At 42.4% G+C, this 26,332-nt stretch carries 25 protein-coding genes and 1 tRNA gene; 10 read left to right on the forward strand and 16 right to left on the reverse strand.

Annotation, left to right across the window (positions count from 1 at the left end; genetic code table 11):
* Positions 1-13: 13 nt before the first annotated feature.
* Together ACP5L5_RS00720 and prpB are read right to left on the reverse strand one after the other, a co-directional pair.
* Complete coding sequence (locus ACP5L5_RS00720; RefSeq protein ID WP_428760917.1) at positions 14-2,005, reverse strand: 3-hydroxyacyl-CoA dehydrogenase/enoyl-CoA hydratase family protein; 1,992 nt, start codon at positions 2,003-2,005, stop codon at positions 14-16.
* 88 nt (positions 2,006-2,093) lie between these two features.
* The gene (prpB, locus tag ACP5L5_RS00725; protein WP_428760919.1) at positions 2,094-3,035 is read right to left on the reverse strand and encodes a methylisocitrate lyase; all 942 of its coding nucleotides are present in this window, start codon (positions 3,033-3,035) and stop codon (positions 2,094-2,096) included.
* 95 nt (positions 3,036-3,130) lie between these two features.
* On the opposite strand from prpB, the gene ACP5L5_RS00730 reads away from it, so the two are divergent.
* From ACP5L5_RS00730 to ACP5L5_RS00740, 3 genes are read left to right on the forward strand one after another with little or no spacing between them, the layout of a single operon-like run.
* Positions 3,131-3,913: a hypothetical protein gene (locus ACP5L5_RS00730; protein ID WP_428760921.1), complete on the forward strand. Its 783-nt coding sequence runs from the start codon at positions 3,131-3,133 to the stop codon at positions 3,911-3,913.
* Between the two features lie 44 nt (positions 3,914-3,957).
* Positions 3,958-4,716, forward strand: a complete 759-nt coding sequence (locus ACP5L5_RS00735) for an SDR family NAD(P)-dependent oxidoreductase (protein ID WP_428760922.1) — start codon at positions 3,958-3,960, stop codon at positions 4,714-4,716.
* 38 nt (positions 4,717-4,754) lie between these two features.
* Positions 4,755-5,942: an MFS transporter gene (locus ACP5L5_RS00740; protein WP_013603708.1), complete on the forward strand. Its 1,188-nt coding sequence runs from the start codon at positions 4,755-4,757 to the stop codon at positions 5,940-5,942.
* 23 nt (positions 5,943-5,965) lie between these two features.
* On the opposite strand, the gene ACP5L5_RS00745 is transcribed toward ACP5L5_RS00740, so the two are convergent.
* The gene (locus ACP5L5_RS00745; RefSeq protein ID WP_428760924.1) at positions 5,966-6,763 is read right to left on the reverse strand and encodes an ABC transporter permease; all 798 of its coding nucleotides are present in this window, start codon (positions 6,761-6,763) and stop codon (positions 5,966-5,968) included.
* Positions 6,763-7,647, reverse strand: a complete 885-nt coding sequence (locus tag ACP5L5_RS00750) for an ABC transporter ATP-binding protein (RefSeq protein ID WP_428760926.1) — start codon at positions 7,645-7,647, stop codon at positions 6,763-6,765. The genes ACP5L5_RS00745 and ACP5L5_RS00750 overlap by 1 nt, the downstream gene beginning before the upstream one ends.
* Before the next feature lie 127 nt (positions 7,648-7,774).
* Between ACP5L5_RS00750 and ACP5L5_RS00755 the strand changes: the two genes are divergently transcribed.
* A tRNA-Leu gene (locus ACP5L5_RS00755) sits at positions 7,775-7,862 on the forward strand.
* A 123-nt stretch (positions 7,863-7,985) separates the two neighbouring features.
* Here the strand turns inward: ACP5L5_RS00755 and ACP5L5_RS00760 are convergent.
* Positions 7,986-9,236, reverse strand: coding sequence for an MFS transporter (locus tag ACP5L5_RS00760; protein WP_428760928.1), 1,251 nt, complete (start codon positions 9,234-9,236; stop codon positions 7,986-7,988).
* 328 nt (positions 9,237-9,564) lie between these two features.
* Between ACP5L5_RS00760 and ACP5L5_RS00765 the strand changes: the two genes are divergently transcribed.
* Entirely contained in the window at positions 9,565-10,965 is a 1,401-nt protein-coding gene (locus ACP5L5_RS00765) for an aminotransferase class V-fold PLP-dependent enzyme (RefSeq protein WP_428760930.1), read from the forward strand.
* The gene (locus tag ACP5L5_RS00770; RefSeq protein ID WP_273304740.1) at positions 10,956-12,512 is read left to right on the forward strand and encodes an FGGY-family carbohydrate kinase; all 1,557 of its coding nucleotides are present in this window, start codon (positions 10,956-10,958) and stop codon (positions 12,510-12,512) included. The genes ACP5L5_RS00765 and ACP5L5_RS00770 overlap by 10 nt, the downstream gene beginning before the upstream one ends.
* A 1-nt stretch (position 12,513) precedes the next feature.
* Here the strand turns inward: ACP5L5_RS00770 and ACP5L5_RS00775 are convergent, their stop codons facing one another.
* The 3 genes from ACP5L5_RS00775 to ACP5L5_RS00785 all read right to left on the reverse strand — a co-directional run bounded on the left by ACP5L5_RS00775 (position 12,514) and on the right by ACP5L5_RS00785 (position 15,700).
* Positions 12,514-13,320: a GNAT family N-acetyltransferase gene (locus tag ACP5L5_RS00775; RefSeq protein ID WP_013603701.1), complete on the reverse strand. Its 807-nt coding sequence runs from the start codon at positions 13,318-13,320 to the stop codon at positions 12,514-12,516.
* Between the two features lie 22 nt (positions 13,321-13,342).
* Positions 13,343-14,500 (reverse strand): radical SAM/SPASM domain-containing protein, encoded by a 1,158-nt coding sequence (locus ACP5L5_RS00780; RefSeq protein WP_428760932.1) that lies wholly within the window; start codon positions 14,498-14,500, stop codon positions 13,343-13,345.
* Positions 14,501-14,653: 153 nt separating this feature from the next.
* A complete protein-coding gene (locus ACP5L5_RS00785; RefSeq protein ID WP_428760934.1) occupies positions 14,654-15,700 on the reverse strand; it encodes an RNA-guided pseudouridylation complex pseudouridine synthase subunit Cbf5 in 1,047 nt (348 codons plus the stop codon).
* 94 nt (positions 15,701-15,794) lie between these two features.
* On the opposite strand from ACP5L5_RS00785, the gene ACP5L5_RS00790 reads away from it, so the two are divergent.
* Together ACP5L5_RS00790 and ACP5L5_RS00795 are read left to right on the forward strand one after the other, a co-directional pair.
* The gene (locus ACP5L5_RS00790) at positions 15,795-16,478 is read left to right on the forward strand and encodes a hypothetical protein (RefSeq protein ID WP_428760936.1); all 684 of its coding nucleotides are present in this window, start codon (positions 15,795-15,797) and stop codon (positions 16,476-16,478) included.
* Positions 16,472-16,870, forward strand: coding sequence for a GIY-YIG nuclease family protein (locus ACP5L5_RS00795; protein WP_428760937.1), 399 nt, complete (start codon positions 16,472-16,474; stop codon positions 16,868-16,870). The genes ACP5L5_RS00790 and ACP5L5_RS00795 overlap by 7 nt, the downstream gene beginning before the upstream one ends.
* 553 nt (positions 16,871-17,423) lie before the next feature.
* Here ACP5L5_RS00795 and ACP5L5_RS00800 read toward each other — a convergent pair.
* Positions 17,424-19,031 (reverse strand): DNA topoisomerase VI subunit B, encoded by a 1,608-nt coding sequence (locus ACP5L5_RS00800; RefSeq protein ID WP_428760939.1) that lies wholly within the window; start codon positions 19,029-19,031, stop codon positions 17,424-17,426.
* 250 nt (positions 19,032-19,281) lie between these two features.
* Here ACP5L5_RS00800 and ACP5L5_RS00805 point away from each other — a divergent pair, with 250 nt between their 5' ends.
* A complete protein-coding gene (locus tag ACP5L5_RS00805; RefSeq protein ID WP_428760941.1) occupies positions 19,282-19,410 on the forward strand; it encodes a hypothetical protein in 129 nt (42 codons plus the stop codon).
* Positions 19,411-19,460: 50 nt separating this feature from the next.
* Here ACP5L5_RS00805 and ACP5L5_RS00810 read toward each other — a convergent pair whose 3' ends face one another.
* Positions 19,461-20,846 carry an MmgE/PrpD family protein gene (locus ACP5L5_RS00810; RefSeq protein WP_428760943.1) on the reverse strand — a complete coding sequence of 462 codons (1,386 nt, stop codon included), beginning with the start codon at positions 20,844-20,846 and terminating at the stop codon, positions 19,461-19,463.
* 94 nt (positions 20,847-20,940) lie between these two features.
* Here ACP5L5_RS00810 and ACP5L5_RS00815 point away from each other — a divergent pair, with 94 nt between their 5' ends.
* Positions 20,941-21,648 carry a 7-cyano-7-deazaguanine synthase gene (locus ACP5L5_RS00815; RefSeq protein WP_013603693.1) on the forward strand — a complete coding sequence of 236 codons (708 nt, stop codon included), beginning with the start codon at positions 20,941-20,943 and terminating at the stop codon, positions 21,646-21,648.
* Here ACP5L5_RS00815 and ACP5L5_RS00820 read toward each other — a convergent pair.
* From ACP5L5_RS00820 to ACP5L5_RS00845, 6 genes are all read right to left on the reverse strand, one after another.
* A complete protein-coding gene (locus ACP5L5_RS00820) occupies positions 21,638-22,819 on the reverse strand; it encodes an aminotransferase class V-fold PLP-dependent enzyme (RefSeq protein WP_428760945.1) in 1,182 nt (393 codons plus the stop codon). The genes ACP5L5_RS00815 and ACP5L5_RS00820 overlap by 11 nt on opposite strands.
* 24 nt (positions 22,820-22,843) lie before the next feature.
* On the reverse strand, positions 22,844-23,056 hold the full coding sequence (locus ACP5L5_RS00825) for a hypothetical protein (protein WP_048056803.1): 213 nt from the start codon (positions 23,054-23,056) through the stop codon (positions 22,844-22,846).
* Between the two features lie 40 nt (positions 23,057-23,096).
* On the reverse strand, positions 23,097-24,935 hold the full coding sequence (locus ACP5L5_RS00830; RefSeq protein WP_428760947.1) for a phosphoadenosine phosphosulfate reductase family protein: 1,839 nt from the start codon (positions 24,933-24,935) through the stop codon (positions 23,097-23,099).
* A gap of 61 nt (positions 24,936-24,996) precedes the next feature.
* Positions 24,997-25,365, reverse strand: coding sequence for a hypothetical protein (locus ACP5L5_RS00835; protein WP_013603689.1), 369 nt, complete (start codon positions 25,363-25,365; stop codon positions 24,997-24,999).
* A gap of 80 nt (positions 25,366-25,445) precedes the next feature.
* On the reverse strand, positions 25,446-25,745 hold the full coding sequence (locus tag ACP5L5_RS00840) for a hypothetical protein (RefSeq protein WP_148224623.1): 300 nt from the start codon (positions 25,743-25,745) through the stop codon (positions 25,446-25,448).
* 83 nt (positions 25,746-25,828) lie between these two features.
* On the reverse strand, positions 25,829-26,332 hold the full coding sequence (locus tag ACP5L5_RS00845; protein ID WP_428760950.1) for a hypothetical protein: 504 nt from the start codon (positions 26,330-26,332) through the stop codon (positions 25,829-25,831).

The following is a 26,332-nucleotide window of genomic DNA, read 5'->3' on the forward strand; positions in this document are numbered from 1 at the left end:
TCTAATTATACGGTTATTCACCTACAAACTTAGGCTTCCTCTTTTCCAGAAACGCCCTTACACCTTCCTGTGAGTCTTTCGTCGATATTGCCACACCGAATAATGCTGCCTCATTGTTTAGCGAGCTCCATATTGGTGATTCAAAGCCGTAGTTTACGGCATATTTGGCAAGCATGAGCGTCAATGGTGGTTTAGAAGCCAATTCCTTAATCCACCTCCTAACCTCAAACTCGAGCGCGTAGTTAGGCGTAACCTTATTAACTATGCCGTATTCAAGGGCTTTCCTAGCACTTACCTGTTTACCCGTTAGTATTAGTTCCTTACTTATTCCTGGGTTCGTTAAGCGCGTCAGTCTCTGTGTACCGCCGGCACCTGGTATTATGCCTAGGTTAATCTCAGGTTGCCCAACCAGTGCATCCTCGGAGGCTATCCTAATGTCGCAGGCCATAGCTATTTCTAAACCGCCACCAAGGGCATAACCGTTTATGGCCGCAATAACGGGTTTCGTGTAATACTCAATTTCTAGGGTCATTGAGTGATAATGCCTCATGGCCTTAAACATCTGTATTGGCGATGCATTTTGGAACTGATTGATGTCGGCACCGGCGCAGAAGGTTCGGCCGTTACCGGTGATTACCACTACCTTAACCCTTGAATCATCTTCAACGGCTCTTAGGGCATTTACTATTTCATCGGCCATCCTAGGTGTTAATACATTCAGCTTATCGGGTTTATTAAAAACGATCCAGGCGGCTGGCGGATCTATCCTTAGTAGTATCTCATCGTACTTTCTCACCTCAACCTCGGGATAGTTCCTAAACCCAGCACCACTCTTCCTACCTAATTTACCTGACTTAACGTATTCCGTAAGTAACGGGTCTGGCTCATACTCATCCCAATTACTAACGTTCTTGAGGTACTGAAGGGCACTAACCACATTATCAATACCTATTTCATCAGCAAGATCGCTTAAGCCCCATGGATAATTTAACCCAAGCCTCACACTCTTATCAATATCCTCAACACTAGCTACGCCCTCCCTAACCAACCAGGCTAACTCGTTAATTGCTGGCGCCATTAATTTAACGGGGTCCAAATCAAGCCCTTGATCAGGAAGTACTTTAGGCTTGACATACTGTCCAGGACCCGGATACTTATAGAAACCTTCACCGGACTTAACACCAAGTTTACCCTTATTTACTAAGTCCTCAAGTAATGGGCATGGATGAGCCCTAAAGCCCCTCTCAGTCATGGCCTTAACTATGAAGAGACTTGTGTCAAGACCTATGTAATCAAGTAATTCAAAGGGACCCATCGGTAGACCAAGTACATTCCTGGCCATTGCGTCTAAATCAATTATTTTAACCCCTTCCTGCGTTACCTCACGACACGCCTCAAGCATAACCCTAAAGAGGACCCTATTAACTATGAATCCAGGTACGTCCTTATTAACAACAACAGGCTCCTTATTTAAAAACCTGGTTAGTTGCACTGTGATATTTACAGTCTCATCACTTGTGTATTTACCTCTCGTGATTTCCACAAGCTTCATTAATGGTGGTGGGTTCATGAAATGAAGCCCTATGAATTTATCACGCCTAGAGGTTGTCTCTGAAAGTTCGGTTATCGGTATTGTACTTGTGTTTGATGCGAATATTGCGTGAGACGGCGCGTACTTATCGGCTTCTCTAAATATGTTCTTCTTCAGCTCGGCATTCTCAGGAACAGCCTCAACCAGGAAATCAATACCTTCGACGGCAGTTGCTATATTTGTAGTGGTCGTTATCCTCGATAATATCGTATCAACACTTTCCTTCAACTCACCTCTTTTACTTAATCTCTCTAGACTGTCTCTGATTCGATTTAATGCGTTCCTAAGTATCTCGTCAGATATGTCCATAAGCCTAACCTCATAACCAGCGATGGCGAATACCTCAGCGATTCCATTACCCATCGTGCCTGCACCAAGAACTGCAACCTTCCTAATGCTGAGGCTGGAGGACATACATTAATTTATGGAATTAATTCCTTTATGAGTATTACCATGGGGGATAACATTTTAACTGCGTTAGGGAATAATTTGAAATTGAAATTTATTGCTTCAATCTTAATTTGCCAGCGAATTTCTTGGTGACCTCTTCATTCAATTCTTTATCCCAATTCTCGTAATCCCAGTAATGAATAACCTCGTACTGCTCCTGCCTACTAATCATCTTATTGAGCAGGTCCTTCTGGGTACCCTTCTCCTTAAGTTCCATTAAGGCATCCTTAACAGCCTTCATGGCGACTCTAAAGGTCGTAACGGGGAATATAACAATCTTATAACCCATCTCCTCAAATTCCTTAGCGGTTATGTACGGCGTCTTACCAAACTCAGTCATGTTAGCTAATAATGGAGCCTTAACCTCCCTGGCGAACCTTACGAACTCCTCCTTACTCTCAAGGGCTTCAGGGAATATTATATCCGCCCCAGCCTCAACATAGGCCTGGGCCCTCCAAATAGCCTCATCAATACCGTAAACACCGCGTGCATCCGTCCTAGCGATAATTAGGAAGTTCTCATCCCTTCTTGTCTCAACAGCCGCCCTAATCTTCTTGATCATCTCATCAGCAGGCACCACATGTTTACCACTCAGGTGGCCGCACTTCTTGGGTAATTCCTGGTCCTCGATCTGTATTGCTGCCGCCCCGATACTCTCGAACTCCCTAACTGTCCTGACAACGTTTAGAGTTTCGCCGAATCCGGTATCGGTATCTACAATAACGGGTATGTCCACGGCATCCATAATGTACTTAGTAAACCTAACCAACTCATCAAGTGTGAACATACCAAGGTCGGGCAGGCCCAGGGAGCTGCTGAAGGCCGCGCCGGAGACGTAGAGAGCTTCGAAACCAAGTTGTTGGATCATTAGGGCAACGAAAGCATCGAAAGCCCCTGGGGCAATGATAATGCCAGGTTTTGATAATCTTTCCCTAAGCCAAGCCCTAACCTCCTTGGGATCCTTCTTGTTTCTCCTTAATAATACGGCGTCCATCATAGTGCTTAATTAATAATCCCTTAATAAGTAATTCCATGATCAGTTGAAACACAGCTTTATTACTTACCCAAATCCACTATAGTGATACTATAATGCGTAGTATCAGGTCAATATTTAACAGGAGAGGCGCACGTAGGCTGCCTCCAGACCGAGCCAGAGAGAGACTTGAAATGATAATTGACTTGTCATGCGCCATTATGTCAAGGAGGAGCGTGCAAATCGCTAATGATTATTTAATTATTAATGATTGGTCATTATTCACCCGTTACCTCATTAATTGTGTTAATGATAATTGTTCATTAATGAGTATTAGGGTTGATGGTGGGCAGGGAAGTTCATTATTGAACTTTTTGGCGAGGGTTAATAGTAGGCTTGAGTCTGAGGGTGCGGGTAGGATCATCATTGTTGGTGGTTTCGCCGCGGAGCTCTATAGTGGTGGCGTTTATAGGACTGGGGATGTCGACGTAATTATTGATTCTAGGGATTCGGAGAGAGCCATGGGCATACTTTATGAGGAGTTGAATCACATAAACGCGAGGAGGGAGGGTAGGGTGTGGGTTAGTGATTACTTTGGTGTATTAGCCCTGGACATAGTCGGCGTGACTTACGTGGGTAGGGTCAAAGTATTGAGAGTAGATAATGGGCATGTTTATATTGAGTCACCGGAGGACAATGCAGTAACTAGCCTAAACGCTTGTGTTTATTGGTCCTCAGATGCCGATTGCGAGAGAGCTGCGGCGGTTCTGGCCGTCCAGTGGGGCAGTATAGATTGGAATTACCTGGTTGATAGGGCTTGGCGTGAGGGCGTTCTTGATAAACTGAATGAAATAAGAAGAGCAATAGAGGAGAGATACAGAAGGTACCAGGAAAAGTAAGAAAGAGAGTAATGCTTTTACCGCAGGTAGTCAATAAGTCAATAATGGGTAGGCTCAGGGATAGGGTGATATTAGTTACGGGTGCTTCCAGGGGCATTGGCAGGGCTATAGCCAGGGCAATCGCTGAGGAGGGAGCCAGGGTGATAATAAACTACAGGTCTTCAGCCAAGGAGGCCGAGGAATTAATGCTTGAACTAAAGAGGAAGGGCTTCGATGCGGCCATAATTAGGGCTGATGTATCCAGGGAGGATGAGGTCAGAACAATGTTTGAATTAATTAAGAAAGATTACGGAGTACTACACGGGATAGTCAACAATGCTGGCCACGGTTCCGCAACTACCTGGAACAAGAGATTTCATGAAATAACCTGGAGCGATTTCGAAGAGGTCATTAATGTTGATCTGAAGGGCACATTCCTATGTAGTAAATTTGGCATTGAATTAATGGTGAATGGCGGGTCGATAGTCAATATTTCATCAATAACGGCAAGGACTGGTGATGTTACTGGCATACCCTACCTGGTCGCTAAGTCTGGAATAATAGCCCTCACAAAGTCCATGGCGCTATCGCTATCGCCAAGAATTAGGGTGAACGCAGTGGTCCTTGGAAGTATTGAGACCGGGTGGGTTAATTGGTTAGGCAGTGACGAGGCTCGGAGATTAATTAACTACATACCCATGGGTAGGTTAGGTAGTCCTGAAGATGTTGCTAGGGCCGTTATTTTCCTGCTTAGTGATGATTCATCATTCATAACGGGACATACGATTGTTATTGACGGCGGCGAGTGCACGGCATGCGATTAAGCACTCCTTTAATACGTGCTACTTGCATGTAATACTGAATGCGTAGGAATGCTGTCCTATTAATAGCGTCTAGAGCGATTAGGAGCTTGGCTTTTGGATACTTAACATTTATAGTACCACTGTACTTAAAGTCTATTGGATTCTCTGCCGTGATTATAGGGCTTTACTTCCTCGTAGCCACAATATCCTCAGCAATACTGGTACTAATTTCAGGTTTTCTCGGTGATATGATAGGTAGGAGGGATGCATTGATTATTATGTCGAGTTTATTTATAATATCTATGGTAATCTTCAGTATAACGAATAATAAGGTATTACTATTCTTAACATCAGTATTTGGAACAACAACGGGAAGCATGGGGGGTGGTGGGGCTGGCGGTGGTCCCGTTACCCCATTACAAACATCTTTACTTGCTGACAATACCGAGTTAAATGAGAGGACAAGGATATTCAGCCTCACAACGTCAATATCACTACTCTCTTCATTACTGGGTTCCCTAATATCATATGCAATACTAAGCCTTGGATTTAGTGACCTAGTGCTTTTCAGGATATCCCTCGTATTAAGTATTATATCATTAATGTTGCTTGTCTTAATCAGTAGGGATAAGCCCAGGATTAAGTCTCTCAGTATTAACGACATTCTTCCGAGAAGATCGTCAAAGCCGATAACAAGGATAGCAATAGCAGGATCGCTGGGTAGCCTAGGTCTTGGTATGGTTACACCATTACTACCATTATGGTTCAGATTATTCCTGAATGCAAGTGAGATTGAGATTAACGAGGTATATACCGCATCCTATGTTGTCTCGATAATCCTCACACTAATGGCTAGAAGAATTGAGGTCTTCATGGGTCGTGTTAGGGCGATATCCATACTTAGATCCATCTCCGTATTCCTATTTATTGTAATGGCATTAATGCCGGTCTTCATGATTGATGCCGTGCTTTATGTAATTAGAGTCACGCTATACACAATAACAATACCTCTACGTCAATCGCTTTCCATGGACTTAATGGATGAGAATGAGAGGGCCCGGGGTCTATCAATCACAGGACTTGCACGCAGAGTCCCATATGGTTTAGGCAGCACGATTGCCGGGTTACTAATGAATTATGCAGAGTTCTCGTTATCAATGGTCCTGGGAGGCGGCATAGCATTACTCGATCCAATACTTTACTATATATTCTTTAGGCATTATGATGATAGGTCTTCCCAGGTATAATCTTATACAGGATTAAGGGCGACTTAATACATATGTACTGAACCCTCTTTAAGTATCTTCATGAAGGCATAACTAGACAGAGCAACACCAATCACTATGTATATTACTGCCAAGACAGCCAATGGCCATAGGTAATTAAGGAGTTTGGGGATACTGTATCCATAGAGCATAGCACCCCTAAGTCCTGACAATGCCCAGGTTAGAGATAGCGAGTAGCTTATGTACTGGAGCCAGGTCGGTAATACTGAAATTGGGAATACGACTCCGCCGAGCAAATTCGAGGCCACTGAGGTGAATAGGGCTATTGGGTTTCCCTGCTTAACAATCAATACGACGGCACCGGCAATTAGGTTAAGTCCAATTATTGATGCTAGGTAAAGTATTAGGAAAACTATCGAGGACAATAAGTTAGCCCTATACGTAATGCCGAGGCCAAGGCCAATTAGCAGTACTAGAAGAGCACTAATTGAGTTTATTATTAGGCCCCAAACAGTATTGTACATCATGAGTGCCATGGGCCTCAATGGAGATGCTATTAGGTATTCTAGGGTTCCAATTAACTCTTCATTTCTGATACGACCAGCCAATGTGGTAACTGATGCGGAGAAGTAGCCCTGGAATGCCGTGCCGATAACCATGAAAGCCGTATAATTCTTAATAGCGCTTAATTTTCCAAAACCAAGGGTTATGCCGATGAAGAAATAGATAAATACGGGAATAACCCAATTAATCATTGTTAATGCAACCTGCGTCTTATACGAAATCCACATCTTCCAGCCCCTAATCACAACAAAACCATATAATCTATCAATCACACCCATTACGACCACCCACTCCTCCTCATGATCCTCTCCATCCTCCTTGCATTTCCCTCAGCAACAGCCACCTCAACATCAATATCCATAACCCTAACCCTACCATCACTCATTGCTAACCTACCCATCAATTCATTAAACTTATCAATCGTCGTGACAATTACATACTCATCACCACCAACACTCTCAACATTAAAGCCACTAAGTCCATCCACAGAACCCTTAACGAGAACTTTAACGACCTTAAGGGCTGGAGCCTCATTGAGGATCCTCCTATTTATGTAAATAACCATGTCGGCCAACTCAATCTCCTGAGGATCATGAGAAGCCAGGATAACTGTTTTCCTACCCCTAAGACCCTTAATGAAACTAAGTATGCTATGCTTAGCATCGATGTCGATGCCGCTCGTTGGCTCATCAAGCAACAGCACGTCTGGGTCATGCATTAATGTTCTGGCTATCTCGAGCCTCCTCATCATACCCGTACTATATGTTGCGACCCAATCATTAATCCTCTCACCCAGTCCCAATTCCTCAAGCAATTTCTTGGCTCTTGCCCTAGCCTCCCTAAGTGATAAGCCATATAATGTGCCGAAGAACACCAGGTTATCCATGGCTGTTATCCTCCAGTAAACACCACGGTCCATGGGAGTCATAAACCCAATCCTCCTCTTAGCCCTACCATCGGTTGACCCATAGCCATAAATAAGGATCCGCCCACTGTCAGGAACCAATATACCAGCAGCAAGCCTAAGAAGTGTAGTCTTACCTGCGCCATTAGGACCAACGAGAACCACTATCTTACCCTCAGGAACCTCGAGGTAAACATCCTCAACAGCCACAATACGCCCAAACCTCTTAGTAACATTATCAAAAAGAACTGCAGACACGAAGCCGTTATCGAAAATTCATTAATAACACTTTCTCCTTTTACAAATACATAATCACGACAAAAACCACAACTATGGCATAAACCACAGAAAAACACTTAAAACCAAAACCGCAAGATATAGATCGGCGGGGGTGCCCGAGCCAGGTCAAAGGGGACGGGTTGAGGTCCCGTTGGCGAAGGCCTGCGTGGGTTCAAATCCCACCCCCCGCACCAAGGGGCTGAATTGTTTATGGTTCGTGTCGTTTTCATTTCAATTGGTAAATATTTATGCGATGATGAATTAATATCGCGAGATTTAATATTGAATAAGTACTCGATTATGTAAAAATTAAATGGTTATTTTTTAGGCTCAATTAGAAATGCACTAAATATTAATGAAATAATGCCTAGTGTTACTATGAATATTATTGGTATGAACCAGGGATCGTAAATAAGGTAATATAGCTTTAGTGCCTTGCCTAGTGTAATTGAGTAGTAATATAAATCGCTCATTACTATAATTATGGCGAATGCCCCGACTTGTGATGCTAGCCATAATAAGCTAGCCGCTATACCTGCTGATTCACCACCTACTGTCTCGAGGGATAATTGAAGACCAACAGGCGCTAGCGATAACAATAGAAAACCAACTCCTATTGAAATAACCAAGTAAATAATATACATGGTTCTCAACGAAAATAGGGCAAATAACAAAACTAATAATGATAGATTAATTAGTATTATCCCCTTCCTCATATGATACTTATCGGAAATTAATGGTATCACCACCATTCCAATTATCCCGCTTATGAGCATTGACATTCCAGCAAGGTCTCCGTAGAGAGTTGCTATACCTCTAGAGTATAGTATTGATTCAATCCATTGAGCCAGGGCACTAAATACGCCAACTCCTATTAAGAATAGTATCATTAGTATTATGATGTTTCGCTGCCTAATAATAGTCCTTATTTGAGTACTGAAGCTCTGCTGCGAGACGATCTCACGAGTTCTTCCCTTAACTGGTGACTCGCGCGCCGTAGTGATAAAGAAAAGTAAGGATATAGTGACTATTAATGAGAATGTAATTATGTTTAGAATTAAGTCGTGAAATGAAGGTTCAGGGATCATTATGGGCGTTATTACTAATGCTAATACCATACCGATTATTTGCCCCATTGTGCCAATACCATTTGCTAATGTTTGTTCATTCTCAGGAAACCAATTATTAGCAAGTTTAGTTATGCCATTGTATATAAAGGGTTGACTTGTACCAGCTAAGCTTTGAAATAGAAGCAGTAGGTAGAAGTTAGTGCTGGCAAATAGCCTCAACCAGGAGAACAACGCGAGTAATGCACCGCCTATCGATACTGCAAGCTTAAACCCATATTTATCAACTATGAAGCCTGCAGGTATTGAAAGAGGAATGAATATTAATGGCCATATAGCAGCCATTAATCCTATCATTGTTAAGTTCGTATGAAATAAAGATACCATTTGTGGCACAGCAATACCCGCAAAGTTTAGCCATATAATCTGAGATGACATAGCAATAAGAGTATAACCAGAGAGTACGACCCATCTCCAGCGGTTTTCATATATCATATTCATATAAAAATAATAATATTTACTTAGTTCTTTTAAATGCTTATTATAAATAAAATATTTATATAACATGGATATCAATAATTTTAAGAATTCTATTTCATTAATTCCTTTACAAACTTAAATGAATACATCTCATAATATAGATTCAATATCGTGATATATTATTAATAAGAGACGGAGGATTATTGCATTCATTTAAAAAGAGGAAGTATTGTAATTACGCGTAATATTACAGGGGAAAAATATCTGTTCTCGAAATTATTGGTTTAAATAAAGTATTATATTTTATATATTTATGATATTTTTAAATAAATTAATAGATTTCAGAGTAATGGCATTATCTGATATATCTAATCTTATGGCTGGGTTAGGAAAATTATTCAAGCCCTATAAGGGGGCTTTTCCTGAATTTAGGTCGTTACCATCCAAAGGAGTTAGTAGGGATGAATTACTTTCTATTTTGAGAAAAATGGCATCTGAGGAAGATAAATCATGGAAAAACGGTAAAGTATCGGGTGCTGTCTATAATGGGAGTGATGATTTAGTGTCTTTATATGAGGAGGTCTTTTCAATATATCCACTTGCCAATCCATTGCATCCTGATGTTTGGCCAAGCTTAGTTAAATTGGAGAGTGAGGTTGTAGCCATGTGCGCTAATATGCTTCATGGAGACAACAATGTGAGAGGTTCAATAACTGTGGGCGGTACTGAAAGCATTTTATTAGCAATGAAGACCTATAGGGATTACTATAGGCATAAGAAGGGTATCATAGAGCCTGAAATAATTATTCCTAAATCTGCGCATGCAGCCTTCCTTAAGGCTGCCGAGTACTTTAACATAAGGGTGAAGATCGTAGATCTTGATGATAAATTTAGGGTTGATGTGGAGAAGGTTAAGAACACCATTACGAAAAACACAATAGCAATCATAGGCTCTGCGCCGAATTTTCCATATGGAACTATAGACCCCATTAAGGAGTTGGCTGAGGTAGCCATGGATCATGGGATCAGTATGCATGTTGATGCTGCATTGGGAGGATTCATATTACCATTCGCACGAAAATTGGGTTATGATATACCACAATTCGACTTTGACGTAGAGGGGGTGACCTCGATTAACTTAGATACTCATAAATATGGATACGCTCCTAAAGGTTCCTCGGTAATACTTTATAGAGACCCAGAGTTATTTAGTTATCAGGTATATGCCATTGGTGACTGGACTGGGGGTATTTACTTCACACCAACAACACTGGGTAGTAAGCCTGGCTTTACCATAGCCGCCACATGGGCTGTAATGCTCCATCTCGGTGAGGAGGGTTATATGAAAATAACAAAGGAGATACTTGAGACCGGTAAATACATAATTAATGAGATTAAGAAAATAAGTGAATTGAAGATACTTGGTGACCCACTGTGGATAATTGCCATATCCTCAGATTCCATAAATCCCTACGTCATAATGGATTACATGGCGCAGAGAGGATGGCACTTAATAGGTTTAATAAATCCACCAGGATTCCATATAGCACTCACGTATAGGCACACTTTACCAGGTGTTAAAGAGAGCTTCATAAATGATTTACGTGAATCAATAAAGGACGCCATAGAGAAGGGCCAACCTACAACTGGCATGGCGCCCATCTATGGAGCAACAGCGTTTCTGCCTAAGGACCAGCTAGACCTTATTTTAAAGTACGTAATTGATTGGCTGTATAATCCGTGGGAATAACTATGGCTTCATTAAGTGAATACTATATTGGTATTGACCTCGGTACATCTTCATGCAAAGTTGCTTTATTTAGTAGGGATGGAACATTAATAGCATCATCCACTAGGTATTATCCATTAATTCTTGGTAAAGATGGAAAGGTAGAGCAAGATCCATTAGCATGGTGGGGCGCTGTTAAGGACTCCCTAAGAGATGTTGTTACTAATACGAAAATTGATGTTAATAAAATAATGGCTATTGGCGTTACTGGACAGTGGTCAGATACAATACCAATTGATAAGGATGGAAATCCATTGTACAAAGCCATCATATGGATGGATACAAGGGGTAAGGACGAAATAAAGAAACTGATTGGGGGCTTTCCATCAATATCTGGATACCGTATAGATAAACTATGGATGTGGATACGCATAACTGGTGGAGCACCGACAAGGTCAGGTAAGGATTCCATAGCTCATATTCTCTACATAAAGAATAACATGCCTGACATATTCAATAAGACGCATAAGTTTCTTGACGCAATTCATTTCATAGTAATGAAATTAACAGGTAAGATTGCAGCTTCTTGGGACACATCAGTCTTATTGTGGGTTACTGATAATAGGAACCCAAATAATGTGGTTTATTATGAACCGTTATTAAGACTTGTTGGTATACCCAGAGATAAATTGCCTGATCTAGTTTCACCAACTACTATTGTTGGTTCAATAGACCCTAAGGTGACTGAGGAAATAGGATTACCGAGTCACATTAGGGTGATTGCTGGTTGTGGTGATCTACCATGCTCACCAATAGGCGTTGGTGCTGTTGATTATTACGAAACGCACCTATACATTGGAACATCATCGTGGATAACAACGCACGTACCATTTAAGAAAACAGATATATTCCATAATATTGCATCGCTACCCTCGGCACTCCCTGGTAAGTACTATGTACCGGTTGAACAGGAAAATGCGGGGAGCTGCCTTGATTACACCATGAAAACACTCTCCATTAAGGATTACGACGAGATCGATAGGCTTTGCTTAGAATCGGTGCAGGGGTCAAATGGATTGCTATTCTTACCCTGGCTACTTGGGGAAAGGGCTCCTGTTGAAGATCCATACCTTAGAGGTGGATTTTTCAATCTAGGTATATATAATTCAAGGGGCGATATTGTGAGGGCTGTGATGGAAGGCGTAGCATTAAATATTAAGTGGGCATTTCAGTCTTATTTAAGGTTCATAAATCATAATGTTGATTACGTAATAATGGGTGGCGGAGGTGCCCAATCAAAAATATGGCCGCAAATAATAGCTGATATATTGAATATTAAGGTGATCACTGTAAAGAATCCAAGGTATATAACAGCAAAAGGAGCAGCTATGTTAGCGGCCTATGGCTTAGGCACAGTTAATCTTAATGATATAAAGAGCACAAGAAAAATTGACCAGGTATATGAGCCAAGTAAAGATCTAAGAAAGTTATATGACGAAAAATACTTAATATTCATGAAATATTATAAAAATAATAAGGAATTAATGAAATCAATCAATAAATTATAATTCAAGGGTTATAATTCAACAATATCATCCCTTGAACCGCAATGTAACCAAGCCTTTTGTAGACCCTAATTGCTGGTGTGTTATATTCATCAACGTGAAGCATCGCCACGGCACTACTATTAATTGCATCCTTAGTTATTACAGAGACTACCGCCTTTGCGAATCCTCTATTCCTGTAATTAGGGATTGTGAATACATCACCCACGACCCAAACCTCCGGTAGCTTCAAGTACGTACCTGCAATTGCCACCAATTCACTGTTCATGAATAATCCATAATAATGCCAATGAGGCGATGATAACCTAATTAACGCCTCAGCCTCACTTATCCGCGTTCCCTGTATACTCTTTACCCTAAGGAATTCATTAATGTCATTAATCGATAATCTGCGAATAACAACAGCATCATCGTTAATAATAAATTCCCTAAAGGAATTACTCCAACAAATCATTGTTAAGTCTCTGGATAGTGATATCGTGCCTTTGCTGGATAGCTTATTGATTAAATGATTCACGTACTTAGGTTCGGTTTCCGCATGAATCACTAGGCGGTTGTTTAGTGGAATCTCATCAAGAGCGTTAAGGGATGCATTACCGATTATGTGAATTGCCGTGTATGGTAATCCCCTGAATATCAATAGGTAACCAACTATGTCATTATTAACCACGTTTAGGTAAGCCTCCGTGAACTCTGGGTAGTAAACAATGTCGTAGTACAGGTAGACATACCTGACAGGGTCCATTAAATAAGCCCTCCTGATCAGGCTAAGGATGTTCCTATTCAACTCCTTAAATACATCAATAATCATTACACCAGGCAGGGAATAATCATTACCTGGATTTATTAATCAATCTCCCAACAATTGGGCAATAAGGATCAGGCGAATCCACAGAGCTAAATGCCGCAAACGCTCTGGCAGGGCAACCAGCATTGCATAGGTCAACCATTGGGCAGGTACTGCATGGTTTTATACCCACATAGTTCCTATTCCTAAACGATCTAAAACCATTCCTCCAGATAACCTTAAGATCATCCCTAAGCGCGTTGCCCTCATAGAACTCCTTATTCATGGTCAATTCACACCCATAGATACTACCGTCCGAGTCTATTACGGATCTGCTTCTGCCCGCGGGGCATGTTGAGTAATTAATAATCCTAAGGGCATTAAGTTTCTCCTTGGACCTCTTATACGCATTGTATAGATCACTGAGGCTAAACCTAAAGCCATTCAGGACAAGCTTAACCCTGGTCTTAGTGCGCATTAGGTCATTAATTACCATCCTTGCCAACTCATTACTAATCGATAGGCCGTTTTCACGAGCCCTACCAAACTCCTGAACACGTATGAAGGCGAGCACTGGGGCACCCAATTTTTCCGTTAACCTAACCATATCCACAACGTAATAAGCATTGTCAGGTATTACCGTATACGACAGCGACACAGCAATACCAACCTCCCTAAACACATTAACAGCCCTAACAGCCTTATCGAAACTGCCAATGCCCCTAATAACATCATTGACTGCTGGATTTGGGCCATCGAGACTCACCTGAACCTGGTCAAGCCCAGCCCTCTTAAGTTGAAGTGCACTCTCTCTATTAACTAACGTACCATTAGTACTCATCGATATGTAAAGACCAAGGTCCTTCGCATGACTTATTATTTTCAATAAACCCCTTCTGATTAATAGCATTGGTTCACCACCCAATAGGTAGACATACTTAGCCCCAAGATCCCTTAATTTATCAAGTATGAGTAACCAATCATCGATACTTAATTCATTACTTAATGGCTTACCCGCTAATAAGTAGCAGTGTCTACATTCTAGGTTGCATGCGTGGGTTAGGTAAATAGTTACGTCATTAATGAAGTCCATGCTTAGGTATGGAAGTTCGTTATTGTCCTCAACACTACCTCGCAGAGCCAGTATGTGGCTAAGTGGGGATGCTGGGCATTCATCCAGGAAGATCTCCATTTCATTAATCACTTAATCGCCTAATTCCTAACTCTATGTACTCCAATTTAAATTGCAGACTTTAGAGGGAAAGAAAATCAGGTGATCCGCTGTTCCTCATCGATCAGCGATTCCTGATTTTCATCAATCAACATCTTGATTATAATTGAAGTAATAAAGCTATTACTACTCCTTCCCCTTGGTATTGTCTTGCTGCTTCTCCTCAACCTTACCCTCTGCTTTCTTTTTCTTCCACATTGATGGATACGTGCCTTTTTTCATAATTACTCTGGTAGTCTTAATTGCAATACCGCGCTGGGCATTCATTATTTCATCGCTTGTCATTTCCGCATAGCCTAGAGCCACTAGTTCATTCTTTAAAGTCATGATTGCCGTTAATGATTTCCTCTTTATATTATTCGTTAACTTAACAATGCCAGGAACAGCCAATGCGGCTCCATGACAAACCGCATCGACTGCGGAGTCCCTGATCCAGACCTTGGGTAAATGCCTAACCATGTACTCAACAGGTTTTACATAAGTTCTCAGGAGATCCTCAATGCCATAATCCCTATAGAGCGTGTATGCATCCTTAAGATCCTGCAGTGTAATTGTCTCCTTCTCAGTGAAGCAACCAACCCTAATTCTTCTGAGCTCCCTCATGTTTGCGCCAACTCCAAGAACCTCACCAATATCATAAGCAAGCTTCCTTGCGTATGTCCCTGATTCCACATTCATCCTTATTAATGCGTACTTACCATCCCTCTCGAGAAGCTCAAGCTCATAAACATGCTTAACCCTCAACTGTCTCTTAACCGCACTCCTCAATGGCGGCCTTTGATAAATGGCGCCGGTGAACTCCCTAAGTACAGCCCTCAACTTCTCATCATCAACATCCCCATGCATCTTCATAACCATTACGTACTCCTTATCCAACGTATTAATTGCAGGCATAGCCTTCGTAGACTCTCCAAGCGCTATAGGTAATACTCCAGAAACCCCTGGATCAAGTGTACCAGAATGACCTGCCCTATCAAGATTAAGCATCTTTTTAATCCAAGCAGCAACCTCATGGCTTGTTGGTCCCCTCGGCTTATCAATAACCACAAAACCATACTTGAGGTAAAGATCCATGGGCCTCTTCTCTGGCGGTACGCCCCACTCTGGGTTTGTTTGCTCATTAGCTATCCTAATGAGAACCTCCGTTTCATTACAATAGCTCGGTAATGACACGCCCAATCATATTACGAATGTTATGAAATTATAAAAGCCTATCTCCGAATTACGATAAATTAACTTTTATTTTACCCCACATTATTATTCACGAGTGCCCAACATAAAAACATTAATTATAGTGATCTTAGTGTTGATACTCGCGATAGTACTTGTGTATTTGGTACATTCGTTATATATGATTAAGAATGGGACTGCTGTAGATAATGTCTACGTTAACACAGTTAAATATAATGAATTACTAAATAATTATACAAACTTACTGGTTAAGTATACTGTATTACTTCAGGAATTAAATGAGTGCATGGCCAATGAGAGCTCGGTACAATACCAGGGTTCATTAAGCCATAGGATCACCATTGCAAGTAACCTGGTCCTAAATACCACATTATCAATAATGAACTGCAATAGCTATTCACTTCAATCAGCAAAGGAACTCTACTTTGAAACAAAGGGACCCGGCTATCTAGAAATAACGTATAGGTTATCAAATCCCCAGGTGATTTCAGGTTCTGTCTCATACTACGTATACATAATGGCCCAGGCAATGCCATCAATTCCAATAACTGCTGTATACACTTATGAGAGCTCGACGTATGCCTATGAGGCTGGTCAATATGGACAATTAATTATTCCAGTCCTGCCAAACTCAACATACACCCTCAACATCGGATTCACGTGCTACACCACCGAGTATTATCCGCCAACGAACGCAGGCACGATAGTTAATGGCGAGATCCCGGAGAGTGCCGTTGTTAATGTGACCTACGTATGGTGAAGGCATTAAGTTATGTAGCCCTATTCAAATGCAGAGGTGGTTATGTAATTACGAGGGGTAGGAAATTTGCAATAGGTAATGGACTTTATGCGTACGTGGGTTCATGTGGTAATGCATGCGCAGCACGCATAGTTAGGCACCTTGGTAAGGTCGTTAATAGGTTTTGGCATGTTGATTACCTGCACGACATATGCAATGAGGTTGCTGTCATGGTGCTACCCTTTAAGGAGGAAGATGTCGCCAAGGCATTGCTTAGTAGGTTCCCTGGGATCCCAGGTTTTGGAAATAGTGATAAGAAAGAGGACAAGACGCACCTGTTCATGCTGGGTTCAGAAAGCGAGGGCGTTATCAATGTCTTAAATGTATTAAGTAGGATGATTCACGAGAACTAGATGATGAGGAGTAGCTTAGTGAGCTCGGTGATGAATTGACCCACCTCATTGAGTCGCATTAATAACCATACCTAGGCCATAGGTAAAGCTCGTGTAGTTAATTATCATACTCACTGGGAAGAAGTACGTAATACCCGTGTCTGGATTATGGATTTTCATGTTAATGAGCGTTGTATAGAAAATTGAATTTGCTTGAGTTATACGTAATAATCACATTAGCGTTCTCGTAGGACGGAACCTGCAGTATTGCGAGCGGAGTTATCGTTTATGTAATTCTTATCGTATTAAATGTGGTGGTATTCCTATTTACGAGATTTAACTCATTATTAGTTATAAGGGCGATTAATTTAAGGCGTTTTATTCAGCGAAGAATTTAACCTTGGCTATCCATGAACTTAAAGTGAACATTATTGAAATAATTATTTATGTCATTATGAATCCTATATTGTTGATGAAAGTTAAGGCGTAAGAGTTTATGAACGCGCGGAGGGCTTGGGCTTATAAACCCCGTACAGTTGCGTTTACTAATGATGTTGCTGGTGCGTCTGAGACTTCATGATGATGGCTCGTGATCCTGATTATCCTTGTTCTCGTCATTCTCAATTGCCGTATTCGTTAATAAGTCCTCAAGACTTTTTATCTTCAATTTCTCCCTTATTAATGTACTAATACTGCTTCTCAATTCATCAAGGTCTGCCTTACTTACGTATGAGAGAGAGTTGGCTACTTCCTCAGCATACATACTGAAGATCGCGTACTTCATGAGTAGCTCCTGTTCCTTCTCCTTCCTCGTTATGTAAAGCCTAAGCTTCCTAGCCACTTCCCTAATGGCATTCCTTACCTCGGACTCTATCTCAGGGACTTCCGCAATTGCCTCCTTACCTGCGCTTGCGTATGGTATCTTCGTCGAGCATATATGAACAACAATAGCGAGAGATGCTGGGAACTTAACCTTATACTGCGTCCAATCTATCTCATCAACTATCTTCCTAACAACGTCATTACCCTCGTCATATATTAACGGGACCTTATTAGCGAACCTATAAATGATTGGTGCGTCGCTCTGTTCAATGGCACCTCCCCATGCAAGGGCAGCCTCGACAATGAATGGATTACCCATGTATGAACTCGGCTTCCTAGTCACGGTAAACACAACCTCAGGCCTAAGCACAAACTTAATACCCTCAGCAAGTATGTCCTCACCTATTGGTGATAACCAATCAGCCCTCGGTCTCCTCCACCCATTAAACTCCCTCATCTTAGTTACGAAATTAATTAATTCATCATTAATGAGCTTACTCACGGGCATGTCTGGTTGCAATCCCACGAAATCTATAAACGTCTTTGCAATGGTCTCACCAACACCATCAAAATTCTCAGTAAGAAACTCAAGCAGCGGCATGTCTGGATTTTTCTGTATTAATTGCTTTATCAATTCCACATCAACACTCTTGGGATGAGGGAGACCCTCCTTAGGTGGGTCGGGCATTTTAGTCGTTACCCTCGGTATTTTTATGGCATCGTCCTCATCAGGCCCCCTAAGAACAAACTCCGCATACGGCGCTACCATGGCGGTTCTCCTCAGATACTCCTCAACCCTCCGCTTTGCCTTAGACCAATCGCCCTCAAGCACTACCCTTATTGCTGTGCCATGCCACCCATACTTATTCTCCATGGTTCTCTGAGACATGATTACAGGCTCATTCTTTGTAATGTCTATCATCAGTTGATACTCATAAATAACATTACTCCTCAAAGGTGCGCTTCTAACTAGGATTGGCGTATTAGTAGTTGATTGGGCATATAGGACCACCATCTTGGCTCCAAGCCCAAATATACCCCTATGCTGCTTAATTCTATACTTACTACTGTAGAATACCCTGCCGAAGACGTTCGGTATTTCATCCCCAGGTATACCAATGCCATTATCCTCAACGTAAATACTAATCCAACTCCTAGATTGATTTGCATAATCAATGTATATCTTTATGCTCGGCAGTATCTTAAATGTCTCAGTGGCATCGAGACTATTCTCAACGAGCTCCCTAATAGTCTGATAAATAGCCCTAGTCGGATTGCTAAATCCCGCTATCTCTCGATTACGCCTAAAGAACTCAGCCGGCGATAAAGCCTCAAACTTAACAATATCGTTAGTACCCATGATCTAGAGCCTAGGAAACGAGAACCAATTTAAACTTTTTGCATTCTATAATATGCGAAGATTATTAATAATCAACAAGGCCCACGATACATAAACCCCCACTATCTCATTAAGCTACATAAAAACGACGCCTAAAATAAAATCTTAAGTAATAAAATACCTAATTACGTGGATAATGCTTACAGCGCCACAGGTCCTAAGCACCGTTATTTAGGCAATCATAGTCACAGTAATTGAGATACCAAAGGCGATGCCCATGACAATGATAATGGGTATAATAATATTCTTTGTGCTAAATGTAATTTACGGAAAAGTAAGCCTTGAGTCAAAAGGAAATGGACCACTAATGCCTTGGATAGATTACGTGAGTATAACATGAAATCTATGCATCCTTTACCGAGATTTTATTATAAATATCACTGCACGTGTTTATATGACTATTGCCTTGAGAATTTGCTTAATATCCTTTAAATTCTCGAGGTTCCTCACGAGGTTTATCACAGTACTCATTTGACTCAGTGTTAATAAACCATCAGTTAACCTCCTGAACTTATCCTCAACCTCCTCATCGGTCATTGGGTTCTTTGGATGACCTCTAGGATGATCAACCTGCGCAGTTAATTCTTTACCGTTTCTGAACTTCACGGTTATCCTATTGGGTATTGCCGATGGGTATAGCTTATCAAGCTCTGGATCCACATTAACCTTCATCTTCCTTATTAATGAAAGAACTCTAGGGTCGCGTATATTCTCGGGCTTGTAGTGATATAGCTCAACGGTACCGTAAAGTAGCGCCACCGCCGTTACCCACATTAGGCTGTGGTCCGCGGTCTCCTTCGTCTTCGGATCCCACTTTTCAGGGTCCTTAACTATTATGTCGTAAGCGGCCTTAAAGGTGTCTATGGTTATTGACTCAACATCATCAGGCCCAACGGTCTTGCCATACTCCTGCCTAATCATTCTGGCCGCATCAACCGCTGACTGTGCATGGTATTCCACGGGGTACGGCTTTATGTACGTGTCGAGGATCCTCTTTGGACTCGGCATTGAGCTTAATTCGAGAATAATCTTATCATTGAAGTCCCCCGCCAACAATTGCTTTACAAAACCCATCTCACCCTTTAACGGCGCGTCAGGTCCTGTAAAACCCTCCTTAGCCAATAACACGGCAAACACGGCGTTCCTTGAGGAGTTAGCTGTTGCCGCTGCCTTCCAATGACTCAACTCACCAACCCTCGACTGTCTCATGGCCGCATGTGGTACAGTAGCAATTGATAGAGCGTTTAATGCCTCATTCTCATTAAGGCCCATGAGTTTCGCAAGACCTGCCGTCACTGCTATGCCTATGTAGTTAACGTGGTCCCAACCATGAAGCCTGAGACTACCCGCATCACAAAGCCTAATGCCTATCTCATACGATGTGGCTATAGCCGTTATCAAATCCTTACCACTCAATCCCCTATGCTCCGCGGCCGCAAATAACGCAGGAATCATATCACTTGGATGAAGCGGCTCCTTACTCAGGTAAGTATCGTTATAATCAAGGTATCTAACCATCAGGGCGTTAGTAAATACCGCCCACTCAATTGATGAAGTATCTAATGTGCCCCATAGCGTGGCCTCGACATTTGATCGATGATTCTTAGCAACACCTCTGGCTATCTTAATGGGCTCGGCCATAAATGCCGCCAGAGCAACTCCAAGGCCATCGAGAATCCTACGCTTAACCTCATTAATAACTTGTTGATCCAGATCCTCAAACTTAACATTGAGGGAGTAACGTATTATGGCCTCACCCAGGGAATCCCTAGCCATATTACTTAATGCAGTATTGCCTTGGTTTTAATGCATTAACCTTAATGAATAACCACAAAACTACTTATTAATCATAATGTTAAGGCATTAATACGTGAAGAAAAGAGCCATTTTATTATTATCCGGTGGTATTGACTCGGCTGTAGCGCTATACCTACTCAAATCGCGGAATTATGATGTAGTTGCCATATCAATAAATTACCCAGGAAGAGGAGAACGCGAAAGAGAGTCAGCGAGGATACTCGCTAAGTTAACAAATACTAGGTTAATAGAGGTTGATATACCGTTCATGAAAGAAATCGTGGAGCTATGGAACAATAAAGAGGAGAGACCTGAACACCTAAGGGATGCACATCCAAGTACAATACCTGCCAGGAATGCGATAATATACGCAGTCGCCGCATATTACGCTGAGATACTGGGAATAAACATCATAGTGGCTGGCCATAATGCCGATGACACGAAGTACTTCCCAGACACATCAAGGATGTTCAGGAAAATAATATCAAGGGCATTGACAATAGGGACCCACATAGGTAAAACCAAGGGACTAAGGGTTATTGCACCATTATCAAAACTAAATAAGACGGAGGTCGTTAAGTTAGGCCTCAAGCTAGGTGTGCCCTTTGAATACACGTGGTCCTGCCACAACAATTATGATAAGCCATGTGGCCAATGCAGTGGGTGTCTAGCAAGGAAGAGAGCATTTGATGAGTTGGGCGTTAAGGACCCACTCGAGGAAGCGATAAATAGCGGAAGGGATTGGTGGTTATTGAAGAAGAAATCATTACTCAAGCCCTAGACTTAATATACGTCTTCAATACCTCGATGAATTTATCGATCTCATCGGTGGTATTATAACCATGTGGAGAAATCCTAATGGTTCCAGGTCTTGGAGAAACAACAATATTATTCCTGCTAAGGAACTCCGCTAGATCGTAGGGGTTCGAATACTCGAAGGTTAGTATTGATGAGTGACTGCCAAGCGGTGTCGTTACCTTAAGCCCTAAATCCCCTAGTGAATCCGCTAAGCGTCCAATTAATTTGTTGGTATGTTCCTCAAATCTATGCGGTACTTCGTACTTGAGTAGTAGTTTCATTGACGCTAGTGTTCCTTCGAAGGCTATTATTGGCCAAGTACCCCATTCAAGCCTTGCAGCGTCTCTGGCTGGTATGTACGTGTTTATGTCTATTGGTCTCTTAAACAATTTCTCATTCCTCAACCTCCTACTTACCTGGTTATCATCAATCCCCATCCACCCTGAGAATGATGGTTTAAGCCTACTTAGTAATTCATCATTTACATAGACGAAGCCAGCGCCATGAGGTCCAAGTAACCATTTGTATGAACCCGTAATTAGAGCATCAACACCATCCCTAGCAACATCAATCGGTAAAACACCGACTGCGTGAAACGCATCACTTATAAACACAGCACCCCTTGCATGGGCAATCTCAGATATTTCCCTAATCCTCTCCTTATACCCCGTTATCCATGATACATAATCAACGAAGACTACCGCAGTATTATCATCAATGAGCCTCTCATAATCCTCCAAAGGTACATAACCATTAACGGACTTTGCAATCCTAACCTCCCTGATTAATCCTCGGGATTTAAGTGCGTGGAATGAGAAGACACCTGTTGGAAAGTTGAGTGGACTAATAACTACGTTACTACCTGGCTTAAATTCCATGGCTGATAATAATGCATTGAGTCCGTAGGTTGCACTGGGTACGGCAGCAATATTCTGCCATGATGACGCATTGATTAATTGCGCAAATACCCTCTTGGCCTCAACAATGTGATCAAGTGCTAATTCCCATGGTTCACCCTCCTCCTGCCACAGATTAAGGAAGTTATTGACCGCTTCAGCAGCATCCTTCGTTAATGGACCAGCCCCCGCATTATCAAGGTATACCTTTCTTCTGGTTATTTCTATTCGATTCCTAAGTTCCTCAAGCCAACCCATTAATTAGGTAAATAATAAGTGGAATTAATTTTTATCGCATCTACTCAATAACTCCATTATTACCTCGATAATGGCCTTCATGACGGAGACCCTGGTCGGTTCATCAACCTTAACACAGGTACCAAACTCTATGCACAACTCATCCAGGTACTGAAGCACGGTACTAAACTCCTCACTTGGGTTAACCAACCAATCAATTAGGTGGTAAATGGCCTTAACAGTCTCCTCCCTATCCATCAATAATAACACTCACTAAATAATTAATAAGGCAATAAATTCAGGCGCCACGAACCTCAGAACGACGATAGACCAAGTACTGAGCTGACGGACAGGCCTTAGAACAAAGCAGGCAGTTTATGCACCTGTTCTCATCAACTATGAATGAGGGACCTGAACCAATCCTCCTTAAGGCCTTTGTTGGGCACCAGTTGATGCATAGGTTGCACTCACCACATATTGATGCCCTAGCCGCAAAGCCTGCAATGTGAACTCTCAATTCCTTATTGACTGAGGAAATCACCACTTTGTTATTACCCTGCTCAACCTTGGCCTCGGCCTCTCCGAACTTGCCCCTCACAATGTATGAACCATTAACGCTCTCCACAGTGCCGAGCATCTTTAAGAACTCCATGAAGGTGTCCAGATTGATGGGTTTGTTAACATCAACTATCAGTGACTCACCATCACCACTAAACCTGACTGGGTACTTAACCCTGAAACTCACCCTAACCCGGCTACGGATATCGCCTGGCCAGCTCCTCCTCCAGCGCCAGAGGCCGTAATCAATGAATTCGCTTGGTAATTCCTGACTGGTCGAGAATTCCCTGAGTACCTTGATAAGCCTCGTGTAAATACCGGGGTATTTCTCACGCACAATCTCAAACTCTCCCAACTCATTCGCCGGGCATATAACACAGCCGAGCCTATCAAAGCCATACTCATAGGCCTTATTATAAGGCAGGTTCCTCAGCAATATGTAACCCCAGACCTCGAGCGCTGTCCAGTCTTGTATTGGAGCAACAACAATATCCCTAGTAACCCACTTACTAACCGAGATCCTGGGTAACCTAGCCCTTTGGAACGACTCAAGGGCCCTCTGGCCAACAACACTTATGAAACCCATTGGAAACCTGCGAAGCATTTCATCGGTTATTGGCCCAAGCTTTATCACCTTACAGCACCAGCGGTAGTCTCTGGCTGGTGGTCCGAATTCCCTAATCGCCTTCCAATACATATCCTCTGCCGAGGCTATGATTAACTCGGCATTGTAGAGCTTCGTAACCTCCCTAACATTGTCAAAGGACTCTAGTGGTTCGAGACCCGTGTCATTAAATAATACGTAGAATTTAACGCCTGTCTTTGACACAAGGTCGAGGGTTACCAGCGAGTCCTTACCGCCTGAGTACGAAACCACAACTGGCTTCTTATACTCGCTGAAGACCTTCCTTAGGAATTCCATGGCTTTCTCGGCCTTATGCTCTATGTAATCCCTATTTAACTCGATGAAATCCTTCAGCGTGCTGGGCTTGGGGCTTGGCAGTGGTCCCTTTGCTAACCAGCTCTTGATTATCCTGAGCCTGCTACCCCTCATTGACTTAGCAATGCCGTGGTATCTACCGTCCTCCGTGGACACCGCAACGTGCACATACCTCTCGCTGGGTAGGTTACCCCTGGTGATTAACTCCTTATGAACATCGTACCTCCCGGGAAGCTTGTTTAATCTAATTATGGCCCAGTAACCAAGGCCCCTATTAATCATCTCAGTAACGCCCTCGTACAACGGCCTGAACCTCCACATTCTCCTCCCTATATCATAAAACCTATGACCGATCACCCTACCTCTCGTGATGACTTCATCAGCTTGGTCTGCATAGCCAGGTATTTTATTGAGGAGGATGACCTCATTATCGGGTATTAATAATTTAGCCAACTCTTCATTTCCAAACTCATTAATCACAGCCCTCCTAGTAATCTCGACATCGGCAGGAAAGGCAGGCCTAACATCGCCAGGCTTGGTAATACTGACGATACTCATTGATGAGCATCGCCTAGCCCCTAAGTCCTTACTAAGTACTGGCACGTTTAAGTCATCACACCAATAAATCACTGAGGGCATCTTACAGCGGGTTTAAGGATAAGGAAGATAAATTTAATTCTTTTGACGAAGCCGGAAGCACTCACTTCATGTTCCTCATTAACTTCTGTCGTGATCCCTCATCAAGCAGTTGTAACACTCTGCCCACAATTGCCTGGTCTCTGTTTTGCAGGTTCTTATCTAGGCTTGAGACTACCCTGCTCCTTAATGCCAGCCCCGCCTTAACAACCTCGTCTGGGTACGAGGCCAGGATCTTCATAGTTGTCTTGCACCAATTAATGTACTCATCATCAGCGGCCCTTTTGGCGAGGGTCTCAATGACTCCTCGAAGTGCCTGGAATGCCTGGTCCTCCTTTAGCGTGAATAGCATTTGTAGTATTGACCTTATTTGTTGCTCACGCTGGTTCTCGGGTAATCGGGCTATCTGTATTGGGTCTACCTGCGAACTCATTGACTACTGTTAATGTATTGCCAAAATAAATGAATCCCGGCACACCAGTAAAAATAACAAAACCCAAATTAATCCCGGTTTTACGGAGGCAGTAGAAGACGCAGTGGGTTACCGACATCCCTTAGGAAGTCGCGGAGTTCACGCCTAACATTCTCATCGCGCAGGATCTCGATTATTAAGGCCTTGAGCGATGACCTGAATTCCCTATCATTTATGACAGACAACATTGATGAAATGACTATCTTCCTGAGGTTTGGGTCATTAACCAGGTCCGCCAGTACCACCTGTATTAATGGTTTGATAGACGTTAGTATCCCGGTCACGAGCATCTCCTGGTTAATAACCTGCCCTGCCTGCACAGATTGCTTGTCATTACTCATTAACATACTCATTAAATCAATGGGTTAAAAACCTATGTATTATCCCAAGCGGGAGTGCGGGGTGGCGTCAATGCTGTGCTTAATTAAATAATCACTAATAGGCTATAGAGGTACATGGTGATTAAGAAGAGCACTATGAGCGCTGAGGGTATGACGTAGGTATAAAGCGGTCTCCAGGTAATTCTCCTCCTTATCAATGCAAGACCGATGCCACTGGCTATATGTAGTATGAAGAAGAGCGATAATGGTGCGATTAATAGTATGTGCAATTGAAGGGCTAACCCCCTAGTCAAGGCGCCGAACGTTAGGGAATACACTATAGACGAAGTCGCGGGCCCAGCACCAAATCCCGTAATTGCCTCGGCAATGGACAACGCAAGTAATATCCATGCAGTCCTCCTCTGAAAACTCGGTGAGTAGATTGAGTTAGCAATGTCGATGCCGAGGGCTGGGTAAACCGCCATCACAATACCAGGCACTGCGATGAACCATGACTTGAGATACATCGCTAAAGCCATCGTTAGGATGCCGGGGTATATCAGAGTGATCTTGTTGATGCGTAAATCACTAATACGCAGGGACTGCAT

Origin of the sequence: Vulcanisaeta sp., from assembly GCF_049966235.1 — an archaeon.
GTDB lineage: Archaea > Thermoproteota > Thermoprotei > Thermoproteales > Thermocladiaceae > Vulcanisaeta > Vulcanisaeta moutnovskia.

What these genes read in the sequence shown, in the direction of transcription:
- ACP5L5_RS00845 (WP_428760950.1), bottom strand. Translation starts at nt 26,332, where the DNA reads ATGCAGTCCCTGCGTATTAGTGATTTACGCATCAACAAGATCACTCTG.
- ACP5L5_RS00740 (WP_013603708.1), top strand. Translation starts at nt 4,755, where the DNA reads ATGCGTAGGAATGCTGTCCTATTAATAGCGTCTAGAGCGATTAGGAGC.
- ACP5L5_RS00765 (WP_428760930.1), top strand. Translation starts at nt 9,565, where the DNA reads ATGGCATTATCTGATATATCTAATCTTATGGCTGGGTTAGGAAAATTA.
- ACP5L5_RS00835 (WP_013603689.1), bottom strand. Translation starts at nt 25,365, where the DNA reads ATGAGTTCGCAGGTAGACCCAATACAGATAGCCCGATTACCCGAGAAC.
- ACP5L5_RS00760 (WP_428760928.1), bottom strand. Translation starts at nt 9,236, where the DNA reads ATGAATATGATATATGAAAACCGCTGGAGATGGGTCGTACTCTCTGGT.
- ACP5L5_RS00775 (WP_013603701.1), bottom strand. Translation starts at nt 13,320, where the DNA reads ATGATTATTGATGTATTTAAGGAGTTGAATAGGAACATCCTTAGCCTG.
- ACP5L5_RS00805 (WP_428760941.1), top strand. Translation starts at nt 19,282, where the DNA reads ATGCCCATGACAATGATAATGGGTATAATAATATTCTTTGTGCTAAAT.
- ACP5L5_RS00720 (WP_428760917.1), bottom strand. Translation starts at nt 2,005, where the DNA reads ATGTCCTCCAGCCTCAGCATTAGGAAGGTTGCAGTTCTTGGTGCAGGC.
- ACP5L5_RS00840 (WP_148224623.1), bottom strand. Translation starts at nt 25,745, where the DNA reads ATGAGTAATGACAAGCAATCTGTGCAGGCAGGGCAGGTTATTAACCAG.
- ACP5L5_RS00730 (WP_428760921.1), top strand. Translation starts at nt 3,131, where the DNA reads ATGCGTAGTATCAGGTCAATATTTAACAGGAGAGGCGCACGTAGGCTG.
- ACP5L5_RS00825 (WP_048056803.1), bottom strand. Translation starts at nt 23,056, where the DNA reads ATGGATAGGGAGGAGACTGTTAAGGCCATTTACCACCTAATTGATTGG.
- ACP5L5_RS00795 (WP_428760937.1), top strand. Translation starts at nt 16,472, where the DNA reads ATGGTGAAGGCATTAAGTTATGTAGCCCTATTCAAATGCAGAGGTGGT.
- ACP5L5_RS00810 (WP_428760943.1), bottom strand. Translation starts at nt 20,846, where the DNA reads ATGGCTAGGGATTCCCTGGGTGAGGCCATAATACGTTACTCCCTCAAT.
- prpB (WP_428760919.1), bottom strand. Translation starts at nt 3,035, where the DNA reads ATGGACGCCGTATTATTAAGGAGAAACAAGAAGGATCCCAAGGAGGTT.
- ACP5L5_RS00735 (WP_428760922.1), top strand. Translation starts at nt 3,958, where the DNA reads ATGGGTAGGCTCAGGGATAGGGTGATATTAGTTACGGGTGCTTCCAGG.
- ACP5L5_RS00820 (WP_428760945.1), bottom strand. Translation starts at nt 22,819, where the DNA reads ATGGGTTGGCTTGAGGAACTTAGGAATCGAATAGAAATAACCAGAAGA.
- ACP5L5_RS00830 (WP_428760947.1), bottom strand. Translation starts at nt 24,935, where the DNA reads ATGCCCTCAGTGATTTATTGGTGTGATGACTTAAACGTGCCAGTACTT.
- ACP5L5_RS00745 (WP_428760924.1), bottom strand. Translation starts at nt 6,763, where the DNA reads ATGGGTGTGATTGATAGATTATATGGTTTTGTTGTGATTAGGGGCTGG.
- ACP5L5_RS00800 (WP_428760939.1), bottom strand. Translation starts at nt 19,031, where the DNA reads ATGGGTACTAACGATATTGTTAAGTTTGAGGCTTTATCGCCGGCTGAG.